Genomic DNA, 18293 nt, shown 5'->3' on the forward strand with positions numbered 1-18293 from the left:
CTTAATACTTATGACTTAATACTTATGACTTAATACTTATGACTTAATACTTATGACTTAATACTTATGACTTAATACTTATGACTTAATACTTATGACTTAATACTTAATACTTATGACTTAATACTTATGACTTATGACTTAATACTTAATACTTATGACTTAATACTTATGACTTAATACTCATGACTTAATACATAATACTTAATACTTATGACTTAATACTTATGACTTAATACTTATGACTTAATACTTATGACTTAATACTTATGACTTAAAACATAGTTTTCCAATTGTTTCATCGAAATTCGTCCTTCATAAATTGCTTTTCCAATGATTGTACCTTCGCAACCTAATTCGGCTAGTTTGGGTAATTCATCAAAAGTCGATATTCCGCCAGAAGCGATTAGTTTAATCCCGCCTCTCGACTGCGCTCGAGGGGACAGACTTGAATCAAAATCACATTCATCAAGTATTTTTTTATACAAATCAAAACTAGGACCTTCAAGCATCCCGTCTTTGGCAATATCAGTACATATTACGTATTGAATTCCTTTATTTTGGTATTCCTGAATAAAGGGAATCAAATCTTCATCAGAATCTTCTAACCAACCGGAAACTGCCACTTTTTCATTGTTGGCATCAGCTCCTAAAATAATTTTATCAGCGCCATATTCAGCAATCCATTTTTCAAATACCGCTCTGTTTTTTACCGCTATACTTCCCCCTGTAATTTGATTTGCACCACTTTCAAAAGCAATCTTTAAATCGGCATCGGATTTTAATCCTCCACCAAAATCAATTTTTAGTTTTGTTTTCGAAGCAATTTGTTCGAGTATTTTATAATTTACGATTTGGCTTGATTTAGCTCCGTCTAAATCCACTAAATGTAAATATTCTATTCCGTGCGCCTCAAATTCTTTGGCTACTTCAAGCGGATTTTCATTGTAAATAATTTTGGTGTTGTAATCGCCTTTCGACAAGCGAACACATTTCCCGTCTATTATATCTATTGCTGGTATTATTCTCATTTATAAATAGTCTTAAAGTTTAAAAGTCTAAAGTCTTAAAGTTTTAATTTTAAAAAATTAGCTAAAATTTGTTCTCCTACATCACCGCTTTTCTCGGGGTGAAATTGCGTTCCGTAAAAATTATTATTTTGAAGCGCTGATGCATATTCTACTTTATAATTAGTTGTAGCAATTGCCTCAATGCAAAGCGGTGCATAAAAACTATGAACTAAATACATGTATTCATTTTCAGTAATTCCAGTAAATAAATCTGATTTTAAGTTATAAATTTGGTTCCAACCCATTTGTGGAACCTTCACCTTATTTGAAAATTTTACAACATCAACATCAAAAATTCCTAATCCTTTAGTATTACCTTCCTCCGATGATTTACACATAAGTTGCATCCCTAAGCAAATTCCTAAAACTGGCTGTTTTAAAGTTGGAATCAAGCTGTCTAAGCCGCTTTCAACAAGCATTTTCATAGCAGAACTTGCTTCTCCTACACCAGGGAAAATTACTTTATCCGCAGCTTTTATTTCATCAGGATTATCACTTAAAACTGCTTTAAAACCCAATCTTTCGATGGCAAACATGATACTTTGTATGTTTCCTGCTCCGTAATTTATAATTACTATTTTCATTTTTGTTAAGCTTTTGGCTATTGGCTCTTCACTTTTAGCAAGCACAATACCTCAATTTAATATTCTCGTTTTGCCAATAGCAAAAGCTAATGGCTAAAAGCCTTTTTACAACATCCCTTTTGTACTTGGCAAAATCATTTTTTCTGTATCCCGTTTTACGGCAACTTTTATTGCTTTGGCAAAAGCCTTAAAAATAGCTTCTATTTTGTGATGTTCGTTTGTACCTTCAGCTTTGATGTTTATGTTAGCTTTTGCACCATCTGAAAATGATTTAAAAAAGTGCAGAAACATCTCTGTTGGCATTTTACCAACCATTTCACGTTTGAATTCTGTTTCCCAAACTAACCAGTTTCTGCCTCCGAAATCAATTGCAACTTGCGCTAAACAATCGTCCATTGGCAAACAAAAACCGTAACGCTCAATACCTAATTTATTTCCCAACGCTTTTGCAAAAACTTCTCCCAGTGCAATGGCAGTATCTTCGATAGTGTGATGTTCATCAACTTCTAGATCTCCTTTAACAAGAATTTCTAAGTCCATTTGACCGTGGCGCGCGATTTGGTCTAACATGTGATCAAAAAAAGCTATTCCGGTTTCTATTTTACTTTTTCCCGTTCCGTCAAGGTTTAGGTTGATGTAAATATCAGTTTCGTTGGTTTTTCTTTTAATTGAAGCAGAACGTTCTTCTAATTTTAAAAACTCATAGATTGTTTTCCAGTCCGTGGTTTGTAAACTAATAACTGAATCTAATTCTTCTCGTTTTGATGCAATTTCAATACTTCCCGCACCATCAGCATTATTTATAAAAATGGATTTAGCACCAAGATTTTTAGCTAATTCTACATCTGTTAAGCGATCTCCTAATACAAAAGAGTTAGCCAAATCATAAGCTGGATTATCAATGTATTTTGTTAACATTCCAGTTCTTGGCTTACGCGTTGGTGCGTTATCCTCCGGAAAAGAATGATCTATAAAAATATCATCAAAAAAAACACCTTCATTTTCGAAAGCTCTTAAAATGAAATTTTGAGTGGGCCAGAAAGTATCTTCAGGAAAACTATTTGTTCCTAATCCGTCCTGATTGGTAACCATAACCAATTCAAAATCTAACTCTATAGCGATTTTAGCTAAATACTGAAATGCTTTTGGATAAAACTCCAGTTTCTCTAAACTATCTAGCTGATATCCTTCTGGTTCTAAAACCATCGTTCCATCACGATCTATAAAAAGTATTTTTTTCATTTATTTGTGCTTTTAGCTGCCAGTTTTTGTGCTATGGCTAGCTGTGTTTGTTTTTATAGTAGGGCGTGCCCCTGCGGGTCGGGCTATTCGTTCCCGCTTTTTTATGGTTTCGTTCCTCACCATAAAAAGAGCTCCACTGCTATCCCTCACGCAAATCGAATCATATTTATAGACATTTATCGTCTTCGACCATCCTTTGTATTTTCTTTGGAGCAGTATCCTCAGTAACTTCTTCACAAGATCTAAACAAAATCTTGTAACTAGAAAAGTTACATCAATGTATAGACTATTTTTTTTCGTCGTTTATTAATATTAATTAATTTCCTTTAAAGCTGCAATTAATTTTTGATTTTCGACTTCTGTTCCAACAGTTAAACGCAACGTATTATTACAAAGCGGTTGCGTTGTTCGGTTACGAATAACAATTCCTCTGACAATCAAATCAGCATATCTTTTATTCGCGTCATCCACTTTAACTAATATAAAATTAGCTTCTGATGGATAGATTTTTTCAACAAATTTTACATCAAGTAAAGCATTAAGTAAATCTATTCTTTGTGCTATAATTGAGTTTATTTCAGATTTTATTTGATCAGGACTAGCTAACCTATCCAAAGCTCTTTTTTGACTTAATTCATTAACATTATACGGTGGTTTTATTTTATTTAAAACCGCAATTACTTCACTCGAACCATAGCAAATTCCCAATCGGATTCCTGCCAAACCATAGGCTTTTGATAGTGTTTGAGTGATGACTAAATTAGGATATTCGTCTAACTCGTTGATCCAACTTTCCTTTTTCGAGAAATCAATATAAGCCTCGTCAATTACAATTAAACCTTTGAAATTCTGTAAAAGGTAAGCCACACTTTCATCAGAAAATGAGTTTCCGGTTGGATTATTTGGAGAACATAAAAAGATCATCTTCGTGTTTTCATTCACAGCAGCCATAATTTTTTCGATTTGTGGCTGAAAATCATCTGAAAGTACAATTTCTTTGTTTTCCACTGCATTGATATTAGCTAGAACGCCATACATTCCATATGTTGGCGGCAAAGTAATTACATTGTCAATTTTTGGTTCACAAAAAGCTCTAAATAATAAATCCAACACTTCATCACTACCATTTCCTAATAGAATTTGATTGGTTTCAATATTTTTTTTCTTTGCTAAAACTGATTTTAAGCTTGTTTGCTGTGGATCAGGATAGCGATTCACACCATTCTCGAACGGATTTTCATTGGCATCCAAAAAAATCATATTAGCAGTGTCAAAATCCTTAAACTCATCTCTTGCAGAAGAGTAAGGTTTCATCGTTTTTACATTTAATCTTACTAAATTATTTATGTCAAAATTACTTTTCATTATTGATAGCTTTAAGTCGTAATGTAACTGCATTTTTGTGCGCCTGCAATCCTTCAGCGTCAGCCATTATTTCAATTGCTTCACCAATATTCAGTATTCCTTTCTCAGATATTTTTTGAAAAGTCATCGCTTTTAAGAAACTATCGAGGTTTACACCACTATAATTCTTAGCATAACCATTTGTTGGTAACGTGTGATTAGTTCCAGAAGCATAATCGCCAGCGCTTTCTGGAGTGTAATTTCCTATGAAGATAGAACCTGCATTTTCAATTTTATCGACATAAAAATCATCACAAGCTGTACAAACTATAAAATGTTCTGGACCGTATTCATTAATCAAATCAAGAGCAATCGCATGATTTTCTACAAAAATTAATTTAGAATTTGCAATCGCTTTCTCGGCGATATCTTTTCTTGGTAAAACTTCAATTTGTTTTTGAATCTCGATCTCAACGGCATCGATTAAATTTTTAGAAGTAGAAACTAAGATTACTTGGCTGTCTACTCCGTGTTCTGCCTGCGACAATAAATCGGATGCGACAAAGGCAGCAACAGCAGTATCATCAGCAACAATCAACAACTCTGATGGTCCAGCGGGCATATCAATTGCAACTCCAAATTGCGTTGCTAATTGCTTTGCAACGGTTACAAATTGATTTCCAGGTCCAAATATTTTGTACACTTTCGGAATTGTTTCTGTACCAAAAGTTAAACCACCTATAGCTTGAATTCCTCCTACTTTTAAAATTTTAGTAACGCCACATAAATTAGCGGCATATAAAATAGCAGGATTTATATTTCCATTTTTATCTGGTGGCGAACAAAGTACAATTTCCTTGCATCCTGCAATAGTTGCTGGGACGGCAAGCATTAAAACCGTTGAAAACAAGGGTGCAGTTCCGCCTGGAATATACAAACCAACTTTTTGAATTGGTCGTTTTTCCTGCCAGCAATTAACTCCTTCAGTGGTTTCTACTTGAACTCTTTCTGTTTTTTGCGCAACGTGAAATTTTTCAATATTGGTTTTAGCTAGTTGAATTGCTGCTTTCAGTTCTTCTGAAACATTATGGATAGCTTCTGTAATTTCAGCAGAAGAAACTTCAATATTTTGAAAAGCAACACCATCAAAAAGCAACGTATATTTGGCCACAGCCGCATCACCTTCTTTCTGAACTTCATGAAAAATTTCTTTCACAATAGCTTCTATGTCATCTACTGTTTTTGTAGGTCTTTCTAAAATACTTGACCAAGTTTCTGGTTTTGGATTGTATATTTTATTCATTTTATCTAGATTTAAAATCCAATTTTTTAAATTCCAAATTCCAATTCTCGCAAGTTTTAGAATTTAAGTTTTTTTATTGAAAATTTATAAGTTTAAAACTTTATTTTTTTATTTCGTACCTCTAACCTCGTAAATCGTACTTTAAAGCACCATTTTCTCAATTGGGCAAACTAAAATACCTTCGGCTCCAGCCTCTTTCAGTTGGTCAATAACATCCCAAAAAGTATCTTTTTCTATAACTGAATGAACGCTACTCCATCCTTCTTGTGCTAATGGAATTACGGTTAGACTTCGCAATACCGAAAGAATTTTTCCCACGGCATCAATTTTGTCATTGGGAACATTCATCAAGATATATTTTGATTTTCGAGCTCTCAATACAGATTCAATTCTGAATTTTAAAGTGTCTATTATTTTTTGAGATTCTGGACTTACTTTTGGAGAAACCGCTAAGACAGCTTCGCTTTTAAAAATAACTTCAACCTCTTTCAAATTGTTTTTAAACAAGGTGCTCCCGCTAGATACAATATCAACAATTGCATCTGCAAGACCAATATTAGGTGCAATTTCTACTGAACCTGAAATTTGGTGAATATCAACTGTAACTCCTTTCGAATTGAAAAAATCAAGAACTGTTTTAGGATAGGAAGTCGCAATGCGCATGCCGTCCAGATCTTGAACCGAGTTGTATTCAAATGTTTTGGGAACTGCAACCGAGACTTTGCATTTTGAAAAACCAAGTTTTTGAATCACTTCAATATCGCCTCCTTTTTCAACCAATAAATTGTCGCCTACAATAGCAATATCCACAACTCCATCCATCAAATATTGCGGAATATCTGAATTTCTTAAATATAGAACTTCTAAAGGAAAATTTGAAGCTTCGGCTTTTAGTTGGTCTATTCCGTTATCTATTGAAATACCAGCATCTTTTAGAATTTGAATACTTTCTTCATTTAAACGACCTGATTTTTGAATTGCAATTTTTAATGTACTCATTTTGTTTTGTTTTTTGTTTTAATAAATAGATGAGTACAAAAATTAGGTAATAAAAAAACCCGCTTGATGTACTCAAACGGGTTTTAGAATATGATGATTTACAACCATATCATTAACACATCGCTTGAGAGCAATAATGGAAATGATGATGATTTAATTGATTTGTAAACATTTTTATGATTTTTTAATCTTGTGCAAATATAAGATATAAATTATTTAAAATCCTATTCTAAATATAACTTATTTCTACATAATTGTGAATATTAACGATTTTCATCTTTAACTTCAGAATTCCTTGGAGTTGTTTTCTCCGCACTGCCATTAGTATTCAAATAATTTTCTCTAATTTCAGTATGCCGAATCTCTCCACCTGATGTTCCTACTAAAGTGGACAAGTAAACAGTTGGAATTGCAATAATCACTGTCACTATTGAAATAAACTTTGCTTTAGCGTGATTTTTTACATTGAGAATTATTCCCAATACAGAAATTCCACCTAACAAATATAATACGATTGCTAGTTTTTCTGCTAGTTCCTCGTGTTCATGAATTATAGCTTTCCCAATTCCGGGGAAGTCCTCCACTATTTCTTCGGCACCTTCACCTGTTTGCACGCTAATTAAGGCAAAAATTGCGGAGAAGATAAATATTACATAAGCTGTATTTTTGACCGAATTATTTTTTAAAAATAGTCCTACTACTAAAATCCCGAGGGCAAAAATGGTCCCAATTATTGGGAAATGATTTACTACTAAGTGCCAATGTGCATCATTCATGATATTAAATTTTTAATTTGTTAATTCGAAAACACCTTTTGTTAAAATTTTTGAAGCAACACTTATAGTTCCGTTTGGAAGTATTTGTATAAATTTTTCTGATTTTTCACCCACAGTTACTGCAACTTTTTTAAATGAATAGCCGTCTTTCTCATTCTGCAGTAAAAGCAGATAACTTTTATTGTCTTCATTAATCAATGCATCGGCAGGAATGGCTAATCCTTTTTTTGACTCTACAATTATATTTGCCTCAACAAACATCCCAGTTAACAATTTTTGTTTTATAGACCCATCTAAGTGCGCATGAACATTTATCGTTCTATCAGTACCTTCAATTGATTTCCCTACCAAATGAACCTCTGCATTAAACATTTCTCTTGAAGCTTCTGGCACTTTAAATACTATTTTTTGTCCCATTTTTACCTTTAAAATATCTTTTTCAAAAACAGCTAATTCTAAATGTAAGTGATCCGTATCCACAATTTCCAAAATGACATCTGAGGGTGCAGCAAACATTCCCACATTTGCATTCATAATAACTATATCGCCAGAAATTGGAGAATAAATAGTAATTAACGAAGTAAGTTTTCCGTTCTCTACATTTCTCGGATTAATATTTAGCAATACTAATTTAGCGCGTAAGCTTTGTGACATCGCTTTTGCTCTTCGAAAATCACTCTCTGCTTTTAAATAATTTTTTTGTGAAGTTATATTTTCATCAAACAGTGTTTTCTGGCGGTCATACTCTGATTTTAGGAAGGTAAGTTGCTCAGTAACTTCCATATATTCTTTTTGGATATCTAAAAACTCAGTGCTTTGCAATGTTAATAGCGCTTGCCCTTTCTTCACTTTATCGCCTACAAGAAGTATGGTAGCTTTAACATAACCGCCTACGAACGTCGTTACTTTTGCTCTGTTTTGCGGTGGAACATCAATTTTGCCAGAAGTTTTTACTATCACATCAAAATCTTGTTCGCTGGGATTACCTATTTCCATTGCTGATGCTTTAAATTGAGCTGCAGTTACTGTTGTAAAACCATCGTCTTTTGGCGCTTCTTCCTCTGTTTTTGATTCTTTACAAGAGAATAAAATAAGTGATAAAGTAGCTATGTAAAGTATTTTTTTCATTATCGTTATCTTAAAAATTTAAATATTGGAAATCTAATTGGGTTTGGTTGAATTGTAAAATAGTGTCTAAATAATCAACTTGAATGTTTGTCGCATTTTCAAGACTTTGGATGTACTGAAAAAAATCAATTTCTCCATTTTTATAACTACTATTGGCCACTTTTATAATCTCATCAGATAATTTTTTTCCAAATGAATTATAGTAATTAATTGCCTCTTGATATTTTGCTAATTCGCTCGTTTTTTGTTTTAGGTATTGATCAATTTTCAATTCCTCATTTTGTTTTTGCTGTTCCCAACTTTGCAATTCCAACTGCACTACTTTAGTTTTTGAAGTATTTCCAGAAAATAACAAGGGAATAGCAACGCCAACTTGAAAGCCATACAATGACTGTGATAAACCCCTATTTTTTCCTTGGAAATAATCGACATTAATATTGGGTAACCAGTGCTGTTTTTGTAAATTAATTTGATTTTTATATATCGCACTAAAACTTTCTAAGTAAGCGATATGAACTATCTTACTTGTCTCATCTGTTGAAAGACTCAACGGACTAATCAAATTGTTTATTACAAGTATTTCTTCATCCGTTTGTAGTAGTGATCGTAGCAATTCGTATTGCGCCTTTTTATCATTTTCTATCTGAGAAAGTTTAGTTCTTATTTGTCTGAATTTTGCTTGAGCGGTAATCTTTTCTAAATAATTAGTTTCACCTAGCTCAAAACGTCTGTCACTTGCTTTGGAAAAATTTTGATATAAACTATCCAAGTAACGATACAGTTTTTCCTGATTTTGTAAATAAACAATATGTTGATATGATTTAGATACATCAAGAGAGAGCTTATTTTTTTGAATTTGAAAATGCGCTTTTTCCATTTCATATTCGGACTTATACACTTTTTTTTGCGCTCCATAAACACTTGGAAATGCAAAGCTTTGTTGAACTCCAAAAACACGCAAAGGCTCATCATTAAAAGCTAAATTGCTTTGATCATAGTTATAATAAACATTAGTTTTATCAAAGGTGTAAGCTGTTTTTATGGTAGCTCTTGCTTTATCGACTTGCAATTGTGCGGCCTTAATTCCTTTATTATTCTGAATTGCTTTCGAAAGTAAAGCATCTAATTCTGAATTAGAATTTTGTGCAAAACCTACAGAAGAAGATAATAAGAATAAAATAATATAAGTTCCACTTTGAGGTATTTTAAACTTTGCTTTTTTATGCTCCGTGCGATCAAGAACTTTATATAAAATAGGTAATACGATCATTGTTAATATAGTTGCTGTCAATAACCCACCAATTACTACGGTTGCTAAAGGACGCTGCACTTCTGCTCCAGCTGATGATGAAATTGCCATTGGTAAAAAACCTAAAGCGGCAGCTGATGCGGTTAATAAAACAGCGCGTAATCTATCAGTTGTGCCTTTTACAATTAATTCATCGATATCTTTCATTCCTTGTTGTTTAAGTTCTTTAAAATGTTCAATCAATACAATTCCATTTAATACGGCAATACCAAATAACGCAATGAATCCAACTCCTGCTGAAATACTAAATGGCAAATCGCGAATCCATAAAAATAAAACACCACCAACAGCGGATAAAGGAATTGCCGAATAAACCATTAGTGCTTCTTTTACAGATCCAAAAGCAAAATATAAAAGAACAAAAATTAATAATAAAGCAATAGGAACAGCGAGCATTAATCGGGCTTTAGCACTTTGAAGGTTTTCAAACTGACCTCCATATTTCACATAATATCCAGCTGGTAATTTAATTTTATTATCTACTATTTTTTGAACGTCAGCCACAACGCTTTGTAAATCTCGATTTCTAACATTGATTCCTACTACAATTAATCGGTTTGTGTTTTCTCGTGAAATTTTTGCTGGACCTTCGGTGTATTCAATTGAAGCCATTTCACTCAACGGAATTTGTTCTCCAGCAGGTGTTGCTATATACAAACTGCGTAAATCCTCGATATCATGGCGATTAGCTTGTGCTAAACGAACAACCATATCAAAACGTTTTTCACCCTCAAATATATCTCCAACTGTTTTTCCAGCAAAGCCAAGGGCAATCATTTCATTTAAATCTGAAATGTTTAGTCCGTAGCGAGCAATTTTAGATCGATCGTAAACCACAGACATTTGAGGAAGACCTTCTGTCTTTTCGATAATAATGTCTGATGCTCCTTCAACTTTTGCAATTGCTTCTTTTATTTCGTGTGCTTTTCGAGCCAAAACATCTAAATCATTACCAAAAATCTTTACTGCAACATCGGAACGAGATCCAGAAATTAACTCGTTGAAACGCATTTCAATAGGTTGCGTAAATTCAATTTCCATATTCGGAATTTCTTTTTCTAACGCTCCTTTAATTTTATCGGCCAATTCATCTTTACTGGATGCAGATGTCCATTCTGACTTGGGTTTTAATTTGACAATTATATCACTTTCTTCCATAGACATTGGGTCAGTGGGTACTTCAGCAGCACCTATTCTACTCACCACCTGATCTACTTCAGGAAAGTTTTTAAGGATTATTTTCTCAATTTGTGTTGTTGTAGCAATCGTTTTTGATAGCGAAGTTCCCGTTTTTAAAACGGGCTGTATTACGAAATCACCCTCGTCCAATGTTGGGATAAACTCTCCTCCCATCGTTGAAAATAGTCCAACTGCCAGCAATAATAATCCTAAAGCACCATAAAGTACTTTCTTAGTATTACCTATTGCCCAAGTAATTATAGGTAAATACCAAGAATTAAGTTTTCGAAGCAATTTACTGGAAATAGAATCTGGATTTTCGGCAACTGGTTTTAAAAATAAAGAGGAAACCACAGGAACGTAAGTAAAACATAGGATCATGGCGCCAAGTAAAGCAAAACTAAAAGTTATCGCCATTGGTCTAAACATTTTTCCTTCAATTCCTGAAAGTGATAAAATTGGAATAAAAACAATCAAAATGATTAACTGACCAAATACAGCCGAATTCATCATTTTAGAAGCGCTTTTAAAAGTAATTTGATCTATTTGTAATTGACGTTCCTTTTTTTCAAGACCCACTAAATGGGATGATTTACTTGCTATTTGAAAGGCAATAAACTCAACAATGATAACTGCACCGTCGATTATAATTCCGAAATCAATTGCTCCTAGGCTCATTAAATTAGCGTCAATGCCAAAAATATTCATAAAAGTAATGGCAAATAATAAGCATAGTGGGATTACTGATGCAACCACCAATCCTGATCGCCAGTTTCCTAATAATAAAACAACTACAAAAATCACAATTAAACAACCTAAAATTAAATTCTCTGCCACTGTAAAAGTTGTTTTTCCAACAAGTTCGCTTCTTTCTAAAAAACCGTTGATAAAAACACCTTCTGGTAATGATTTCTGAATTTCAGCAACTCTGCTTTTTACATCATCAATAACTTGTTTAGAATTTGCTCCTTTTAGCATCATTACTTGTCCCAAAACCTTCTCGCCCTCTCCGTTTCCGGTAATTGCTCCAAAACGATTGGCATGACCAAAACGTATTTCTGCTACGTTTTTAATATAAATTGGAACACCGGTGTTATTATTGACAACGATATTTCCAATGTCCTCCAACGATTTAACTTTTCCTTCTCCTCGAATAAAAAAACTTTGATTTACTTTTTCGATATAAGCGCCACCAGCAATACTATTATTTTTCTCTAATGCTGTAAAAATAGCGCTAGTTGTAATATTCATTGCTTTTAATCGCGCTGGATCAATCGCTATTTCATACTGTTTTAAATAACCACCCCAAGTGTTGATTTCTACCACTCCTTTTATACCTGATAATTGGCGTTTTACTACCCAATCCTGAATAGTTCTTAAATCACTAACTGAATAATTATCTTTAAATTCAGGTTTTACTTCTAATATGTACTGGTATACTTCGCCAAGACCGGTGGTAATTGGTCCCATTTCAGGTGTACCAAAACCTGCAGGGATTTTTTCAGAGGCAGCCTTAATTTTTTCAGCGATAAGTTGTCTTGGTAAATAAGTTCCTAAACCATCTTCAAAAACGATGGTAACAACCGATAAACCAAACTTAGAAATCGAACGGATTTCAGTTACTCCTGGCAAATTTGCCATTTCAATCTCAACTGGATAGGTAATATATTGTTCAATATCCTGAGTAGAAAGATTTCCAGAAGTTGTAATAACTTGAACTTGATTGTTAGTTACATCTGGAACGGCGCCAATCGAAATTTGGAAAACAGAAAACAATCCAAATCCAAAAATTCCCGCCGTGAAAAGCAAAATAATAAGTTTGTTTTTTAAACTGAAAGCAATAATTTTTTCGAGCATTTTATTTTATTTACAGTTCAAAAGTAATCTTTAAAGATACCATTTAGCTTAAGAACTACTTAAGTTCCGCTTTGGGTAAACTTAAAATTACCTTTGTACCTATATTTTCTTGACTGTTTACGTTGATTTTAATAGAAAGTAAAGAGCACAATCGTTGTACTATTGAAAGACCTAAACCTGTTCCTTTAATTTCTGGATGCTGATTTGATTTTGAGCGGTAAAAAGGATTAAAAACTCGTTCTAAATCTTCTTTTGGAATACCAATTCCTGAATCGCTGATGTGACATTCAATTTTAGAACTGATTTCTTTGACAATAATTGTCAAGTTTCCATTTTCTTTAGAATACTTTACAGCATTAGAAATGAGATTATTAATTATAATTGAAAATAAATAGCCGTCCGTTTCAAAATAAAAATCGTTGGAAAAATCAGTAACAACAGTTATATTTTTTAGTTTTATGGATGCAGAATAACGTGCAATTATATCTAAAAATAACGCACTCAAATATACCTTTTCGGACTTGAGCGATTGTTTTTGATTTTCAAAACGAGCTAGTAGAAGCAATTGATCTACTAAATAATTGAGACGATTCACTTCGCTTACACAAAAATTGATCTTATCTTCATATTCAGCAGCATTGCGTGGTTTGCGAATTAAAACTTCAAGCGTTCCTTTTATAACCGTTAATGGCGTTCGTAATTCATGTGAAGCATCTGAGGTAAATTGTTTCTCTCTCTCAACCGCAGATTCGATTCGATCTAGTAAGCTATTAATAGTCGCTGACAAAACAAATAGCTCATCCTTATTTTGCGGAAGCGGAATTCTAGAGATTAAATTGTCTTTTGTAATACTATTAGAGGTATTTATGATCGAATTTATTGGTCTGATGCTCCGGCCAGCAATAAATCTTGCGATTAAAAAAAGTAGAAGTAATATTAAAGGATATGCGATAATCAAAATTTCTGATAGATTTTGCAAAACCAATGCAGCGCCTTCCAGTGACATTGCAATCATTAAATACCCTACTAGCTCGGGACCTTCATAAATAGGAACCTGAATTTGCCGAATCTTATTTCCTAAAATAGTAGTATCAAAGAAAACATTATTACCAATTTTTTTATCAAAATAAAGTTTCTCGTTTTTAAGATTGGGTGATTTTTCAATCACTTTTTCATCTTTATCTAAAAACTGAATAAAAACAGGATTTACATCGACCGTATTGTGCTCGCGCTCTTCCCATTCTTCTATGTGAATTAATGAAAAAGTATAGTTTTTAATCTCTATTTCGTTTAAATGATTTTCAACTTCTTTCGAAATATCGCTATTTAAATGATTGTAGACACTTAATTTAACAATAGAAAAAATGACAAAAAACACTACAAAAATTAATAATGCTGTAGTAATAATGTAATTAGAAGCAATTCTGTTTTTGAAGGAAAGTTGTTGCATAATATTTAGTCATTGGCAATATAGCCCACTCCACGCACGGTTTTTATATAATCTTCTTCTATTTTTAAATTCAATTTTTTACGTATTGCATTAATAAAAACATCAATAACGCCAGTATCATATTCGAAATGAATATCCCAAACATCTTCTATAATTTGAGTTCGAGTGCATACTTTACCTTTATTTTTTACTAAATAAGTCAAAAGCTCAAATTCACGTTGCGTCAAAGCTACTTCATTTTTTTTAACTAAAATCTTGTGTTTTAATAAGTCAATTTCAATTGTTCCTAATGATAATATTTCCTTCTCTTTTTGATTTCTAAAATGAATTTTGATACGCTCCACTAATTCATCAAAACTAAATGGTTTTTTAATATAATCATTAGCTCCAGCTTTTAGTCCTTCAATAGTTTCTTGAACAGTATCTTTAGCTGTTAGAAAAATAATTGGTGTAGTACTATTTTTAAATCGTATTGCTTTACAAAGTTCTAATCCGGTCATTTTTGGAAGCATCCAATCCATTAAAATCAAATCAAAATTTTGCTTCTGAGTGATTTCAAATCCTTGAAATCCATCAGCTGCACTACTTATTTGATAGCCTTCCTCTTCTAATCCTTGTTTAAGAAATTGTACAATTCCCGCCTCATCCTCTACTATTAATATGTGCATTAGTTGTGTTTTGTTTTATTCTATTAAACAATTTTACAAATTAAACATTTTAATAAAATCAAATTTAGCCATTTAATTATAGAATAAATTGTCATTTTTCATCTTAAGCTAATATTAATTTTTGCCAAGATCTAAAAGGCTGTTAAATAAGTACATTTGGTTTGCAATTATGCTTTCCCCTAAAGTTTAACAAAATCAAGATGAATTTATTAAAGAAAACAACCCCATTTTATTATTTATTGCTATTCTATATTATTGTGAGTTGGACAGTTAGAACAATTCTTTTCTTTCATCCTATAACTCAATCTACATTTTCAGCTGTAGATACATTTTCATTATTTCTATTCGGGCTTTTATCGGATTTTTTTATTTTTGTATTGATAAGTGGCTTTTTGTGGCTCTATCTTATTTTTATTTCTAACTCAAAATATTACAAACCTTACGGATATATTATTTTTGGTTTTTTTATCGCTCTCTTTCTTTATGTACTATCTGGACAATCCATACTTAATGAGTACGGTGGTGCATTGCCAAAGATTGGTCTGCTATTCGTTGGTTTAAAAACATTACTTTTTGGATTACTTCTATTTTTACCAAAATTTCGGAATCAGATTCGGTTTTGGCTATTTTCATTTGTTATTTTTCTTTACGTAGTTTTGATTTTACAAAACGGGATTAGCGAATACTTTTTTTGGAATGAATTTGGAGTCAAATACAATTTTATTGCAGTAAACTATCTCATTTATACGAATGAAGTAATAGGAAATATAATGGAGTCTTATCCAGTAATTCCTATATTCTCTGCATTGTTTATTATTGCTGGCTCAGTTACATACTTCATTGTAAAAAAGTCAAAAAATTATATTGAATATATTCCAACTTTTATCGAAAAAATAAAAATTTCTGGGGTTTACTTTTTACTTTTTGGTTTGTCTTTACTGCTAATTCCGTCGTTATCGATTAAAGAAAATTCTCAAAATATTTTTGCTAATGAATTACAAGCTAATGGACTTTATAAGTTCTATCTAGCATTTATGAATAGTGAATTAGATTATTTCAAATTTTACAAAACAGTTCCAAATAGCGAAGCATTTGCGCAATTAAAAACACAAATACCATCAATTTCAGGAGAAACTACTTTGCGTCAAATAACAAGCAATGCAGCTGAAATTAAAAAGAACGTAGTATTGATAACTATAGAAAGTTATAGTGCTGAATTCATGGAAATGTATGGAAACGAACAAAAAATCACTCCTTTTCTCGACAGTTTAGCCAAACAAAGCTTAGTTTTTACTAATTTATACGCTGTGGGAAATAGAACAGTACGTGGTCTCGAGGCGGTAACCTTGTGTTTTCCTCCAACGGCAGGAGAAAGCGTAGTGAAGAGAAAGGACAACAAAAATAAATTTTCAACAGCATCTATTTTTAGAAAAAAAGGTTATGATGTAAAATATATGTATGGAGGCGATGCGTTTTTTGACAATATGGAAGACTTTTTCACTGGAAATAATTATGATATTGTTGATAAAAAAACATTTGCAGCAAACGAAATTACATTTGATAATATTTGGGGAGTTTGTGATGAAGATATGTACAATAAAGCGATAAAAATAATGAATCAAGAAGGACAATCAGGAAAGCCTTTTTTTAATCATATAATGACTGTTAGTAATCATAGGCCTTTTACGTATCCTAATGGAAAAATTGATATTCCAGGCGATGCAAAATCTCGAGACGGTGGCGTAAAATATACAGATTTTGCGATGAAAAAATTCTTTGAAATGGCCAGGAAACAGCCTTGGTTTAACAACACTGTTTTTGTAATTGTTGCTGACCATTGTGCTTCAAGTGCAGGAAAAACCGAGTTACCGGCTGATAAATATAGGATTCCAGCTATGATCTATAGTCCAGGTTTTGTAGCGCCTCAATATTATAATAACTTGATGTCTCAAATTGATGTTATGCCTACAGTGTTAGGATTATTAAATTTTAATTATCAAAGTAAATTTTATGGCCAAGATGTTTTAAAATCAGGTTATAAACCGCGAGCACTTATTGCAACTTATCAGGATTTAGGACTGATAAAAGATGATATTCTTACTATCATTTCTCCTAAGCAAAAAGTAAAACAATTTCAATTGACTTTAAGATCAGACCAAAAGGTAGCGCCAGAATTTCAGATTTTCTACGATCAAATACCATTAAAGAAAGAAAGAACCGATCTCGTGCAGGAGACAATTGCTTACTATCAAACAGCCTCGGATATTTTGAAAAACAAAAAATATCAAAAAATAGATTGATATAAAAAAAACGGGTAAGATTCAAATATTACCCGTTTTTATTTGTGCGAAATTAAATATTATTCCTTTTCATTTATTAAACCAAAAAGTTTACCATGCTCAAATGATTTTAAATCTTTCTTCAAGAACTTTTTATTGCGTTGTGTAAGCTCGTTAGCGTCTAGCTTGCTTAGATCTGGTTTACCAGCATTTACCCAAGCGGTGTACCAAAAACTAGCCGTAACCGTAATTGCCTTTTTCATTTGCTTTTCTACCATTCCGTTTAATTCAGTATGAAATCGAGCAGCATATTCATCAGAATACAATGTACCGCCATATCTATTTTTAACTATTGTGCCATTAGCATCGGTAACAAATATTTTATTTTCAGGAGTAGAAGTTCTTAATTTTTTATCAGCCGCTAGAAGTGGATCAACTAAACTGTGTGTATCAAACATTAATTCCCAAATGGCTTTGTCTACATTCTCTAAGTAAATACCTTGTGAGACATTTAATTTGTATTCTTTAACAAATAATTCTGGCAAACGACTTTCCCATAAAGAATGAATTCCTTTTTGATTGGTGTTCTGTCCATCGTGATTATCAGAAGTATGCAAAGGCATGTGCGCATCTGCGATATAATGTCCTAAATCTGCTGCGATAAATAAGATCTCATTCTTTCTTTTATCTTTAAACGCTTTTGTCAATTTAGTCATCAAATCTTGAATATGCCATGGCAAAACTCCGCTTTTATCTAAAAACTTATCATCGTATTTTTTTCTGGCTTCATCCATTGTTTTTGGGAAAGTACTAACATCACCGAAGTTTTCCATATCAAAATAATGACGTGGAGGCTCGGCTTTGTCATTTAATACATTTCGCCTTAAATCTGGCACTGTCGATTCCTGTGTGATATAATCGATATGATTATAAAAAAAAGTTTGTAATGGTTTAGGCAATGCTAAAACCGCTGCCCTATTGATGCGTTCATGTCCAATAACGCCCCATGATAAAAATAAAAACGCAACAGATATCGCAGATAATGCAATAAACGTAGGTCTAAGTCTAAAATTTTTCATTAAATTTATTTTTTTGAGACACAAAT

Annotated in this window: 13 protein-coding genes; 1 reads left to right on the forward strand and 12 read right to left on the reverse strand. The window is 32.4% G+C overall.

Annotated elements, in window-relative coordinates; genetic code table 11:
* Positions 1 to 260: 260 nt before the first annotated feature.
* From hisA to RCH18_RS10930, 11 genes are all read right to left on the reverse strand, one after another.
* On the reverse strand, positions 261 to 1031 hold the full coding sequence (gene hisA, locus RCH18_RS10880) for a 1-(5-phosphoribosyl)-5-[(5-phosphoribosylamino)methylideneamino]imidazole-4-carboxamide isomerase (protein ID WP_326936785.1): 771 nt from the start codon (positions 1029 to 1031) through the stop codon (positions 261 to 263).
* A gap of 35 nt (positions 1032 to 1066) precedes the next feature.
* Entirely contained in the window at positions 1067 to 1654 is a 588-nt protein-coding gene (hisH, locus tag RCH18_RS10885) for an imidazole glycerol phosphate synthase subunit HisH (protein WP_326936786.1), read from the reverse strand.
* A 105-nt stretch (positions 1655 to 1759) separates the two neighbouring features.
* Entirely contained in the window at positions 1760 to 2896 is a 1137-nt protein-coding gene (gene hisB, locus RCH18_RS10890) for a bifunctional histidinol-phosphatase/imidazoleglycerol-phosphate dehydratase HisB (protein WP_326936787.1), read from the reverse strand.
* A 312-nt stretch (positions 2897 to 3208) separates the two neighbouring features.
* The gene (gene hisC / locus RCH18_RS10895) at positions 3209 to 4261 is read right to left on the reverse strand and encodes a histidinol-phosphate transaminase (RefSeq protein ID WP_326936788.1); all 1053 of its coding nucleotides are present in this window, start codon (positions 4259 to 4261) and stop codon (positions 3209 to 3211) included.
* A complete protein-coding gene (gene hisD, locus RCH18_RS10900) occupies positions 4251 to 5543 on the reverse strand; it encodes a histidinol dehydrogenase (RefSeq protein ID WP_326936789.1) in 1293 nt (430 codons plus the stop codon). The genes hisC and hisD overlap by 11 nt, the downstream gene beginning before the upstream one ends.
* 141 nt (positions 5544 to 5684) lie before the next feature.
* Positions 5685 to 6542, reverse strand: a complete 858-nt coding sequence (gene hisG, locus RCH18_RS10905; protein ID WP_326936790.1) for an ATP phosphoribosyltransferase — start codon at positions 6540 to 6542, stop codon at positions 5685 to 5687.
* Positions 6543 to 6805: 263 nt separating this feature from the next.
* Positions 6806 to 7318: a hypothetical protein gene (locus RCH18_RS10910; RefSeq protein WP_326936791.1), complete on the reverse strand. Its 513-nt coding sequence runs from the start codon at positions 7316 to 7318 to the stop codon at positions 6806 to 6808.
* Positions 7319 to 7330: 12 nt separating this feature from the next.
* A complete protein-coding gene (locus RCH18_RS10915) occupies positions 7331 to 8446 on the reverse strand; it encodes an efflux RND transporter periplasmic adaptor subunit (protein WP_326936792.1) in 1116 nt (371 codons plus the stop codon).
* Positions 8447 to 8456: 10 nt separating this feature from the next.
* A complete protein-coding gene (locus tag RCH18_RS10920; RefSeq protein WP_326936793.1) occupies positions 8457 to 12791 on the reverse strand; it encodes a CusA/CzcA family heavy metal efflux RND transporter in 4335 nt (1444 codons plus the stop codon).
* A gap of 55 nt (positions 12792 to 12846) precedes the next feature.
* Entirely contained in the window at positions 12847 to 14241 is a 1395-nt protein-coding gene (locus RCH18_RS10925; protein ID WP_326936794.1) for a sensor histidine kinase, read from the reverse strand.
* 5 nt (positions 14242 to 14246) lie between these two features.
* Positions 14247 to 14909 carry a response regulator transcription factor gene (locus RCH18_RS10930; RefSeq protein WP_326936795.1) on the reverse strand — a complete coding sequence of 221 codons (663 nt, stop codon included), beginning with the start codon at positions 14907 to 14909 and terminating at the stop codon, positions 14247 to 14249.
* 200 nt (positions 14910 to 15109) lie between these two features.
* Here RCH18_RS10930 and RCH18_RS10935 point away from each other — a divergent pair, with 200 nt between their 5' ends.
* Entirely contained in the window at positions 15110 to 17209 is a 2100-nt protein-coding gene (locus tag RCH18_RS10935) for an LTA synthase family protein (protein WP_326936796.1), read from the forward strand.
* Between the two features lie 59 nt (positions 17210 to 17268).
* On the opposite strand, the gene RCH18_RS10940 is transcribed toward RCH18_RS10935, so the two are convergent.
* Positions 17269 to 18267, reverse strand: coding sequence for a zinc dependent phospholipase C family protein (locus tag RCH18_RS10940; protein ID WP_326936797.1), 999 nt, complete (start codon positions 18265 to 18267; stop codon positions 17269 to 17271).
* Positions 18268 to 18293: the final 26 nt, after the last annotated feature.

It is taken from the genome of Flavobacterium sp. PL11 (genome assembly GCF_035985025.1).
In the GTDB taxonomy this organism is placed as follows: domain Bacteria; phylum Bacteroidota; class Bacteroidia; order Flavobacteriales; family Flavobacteriaceae; genus Flavobacterium.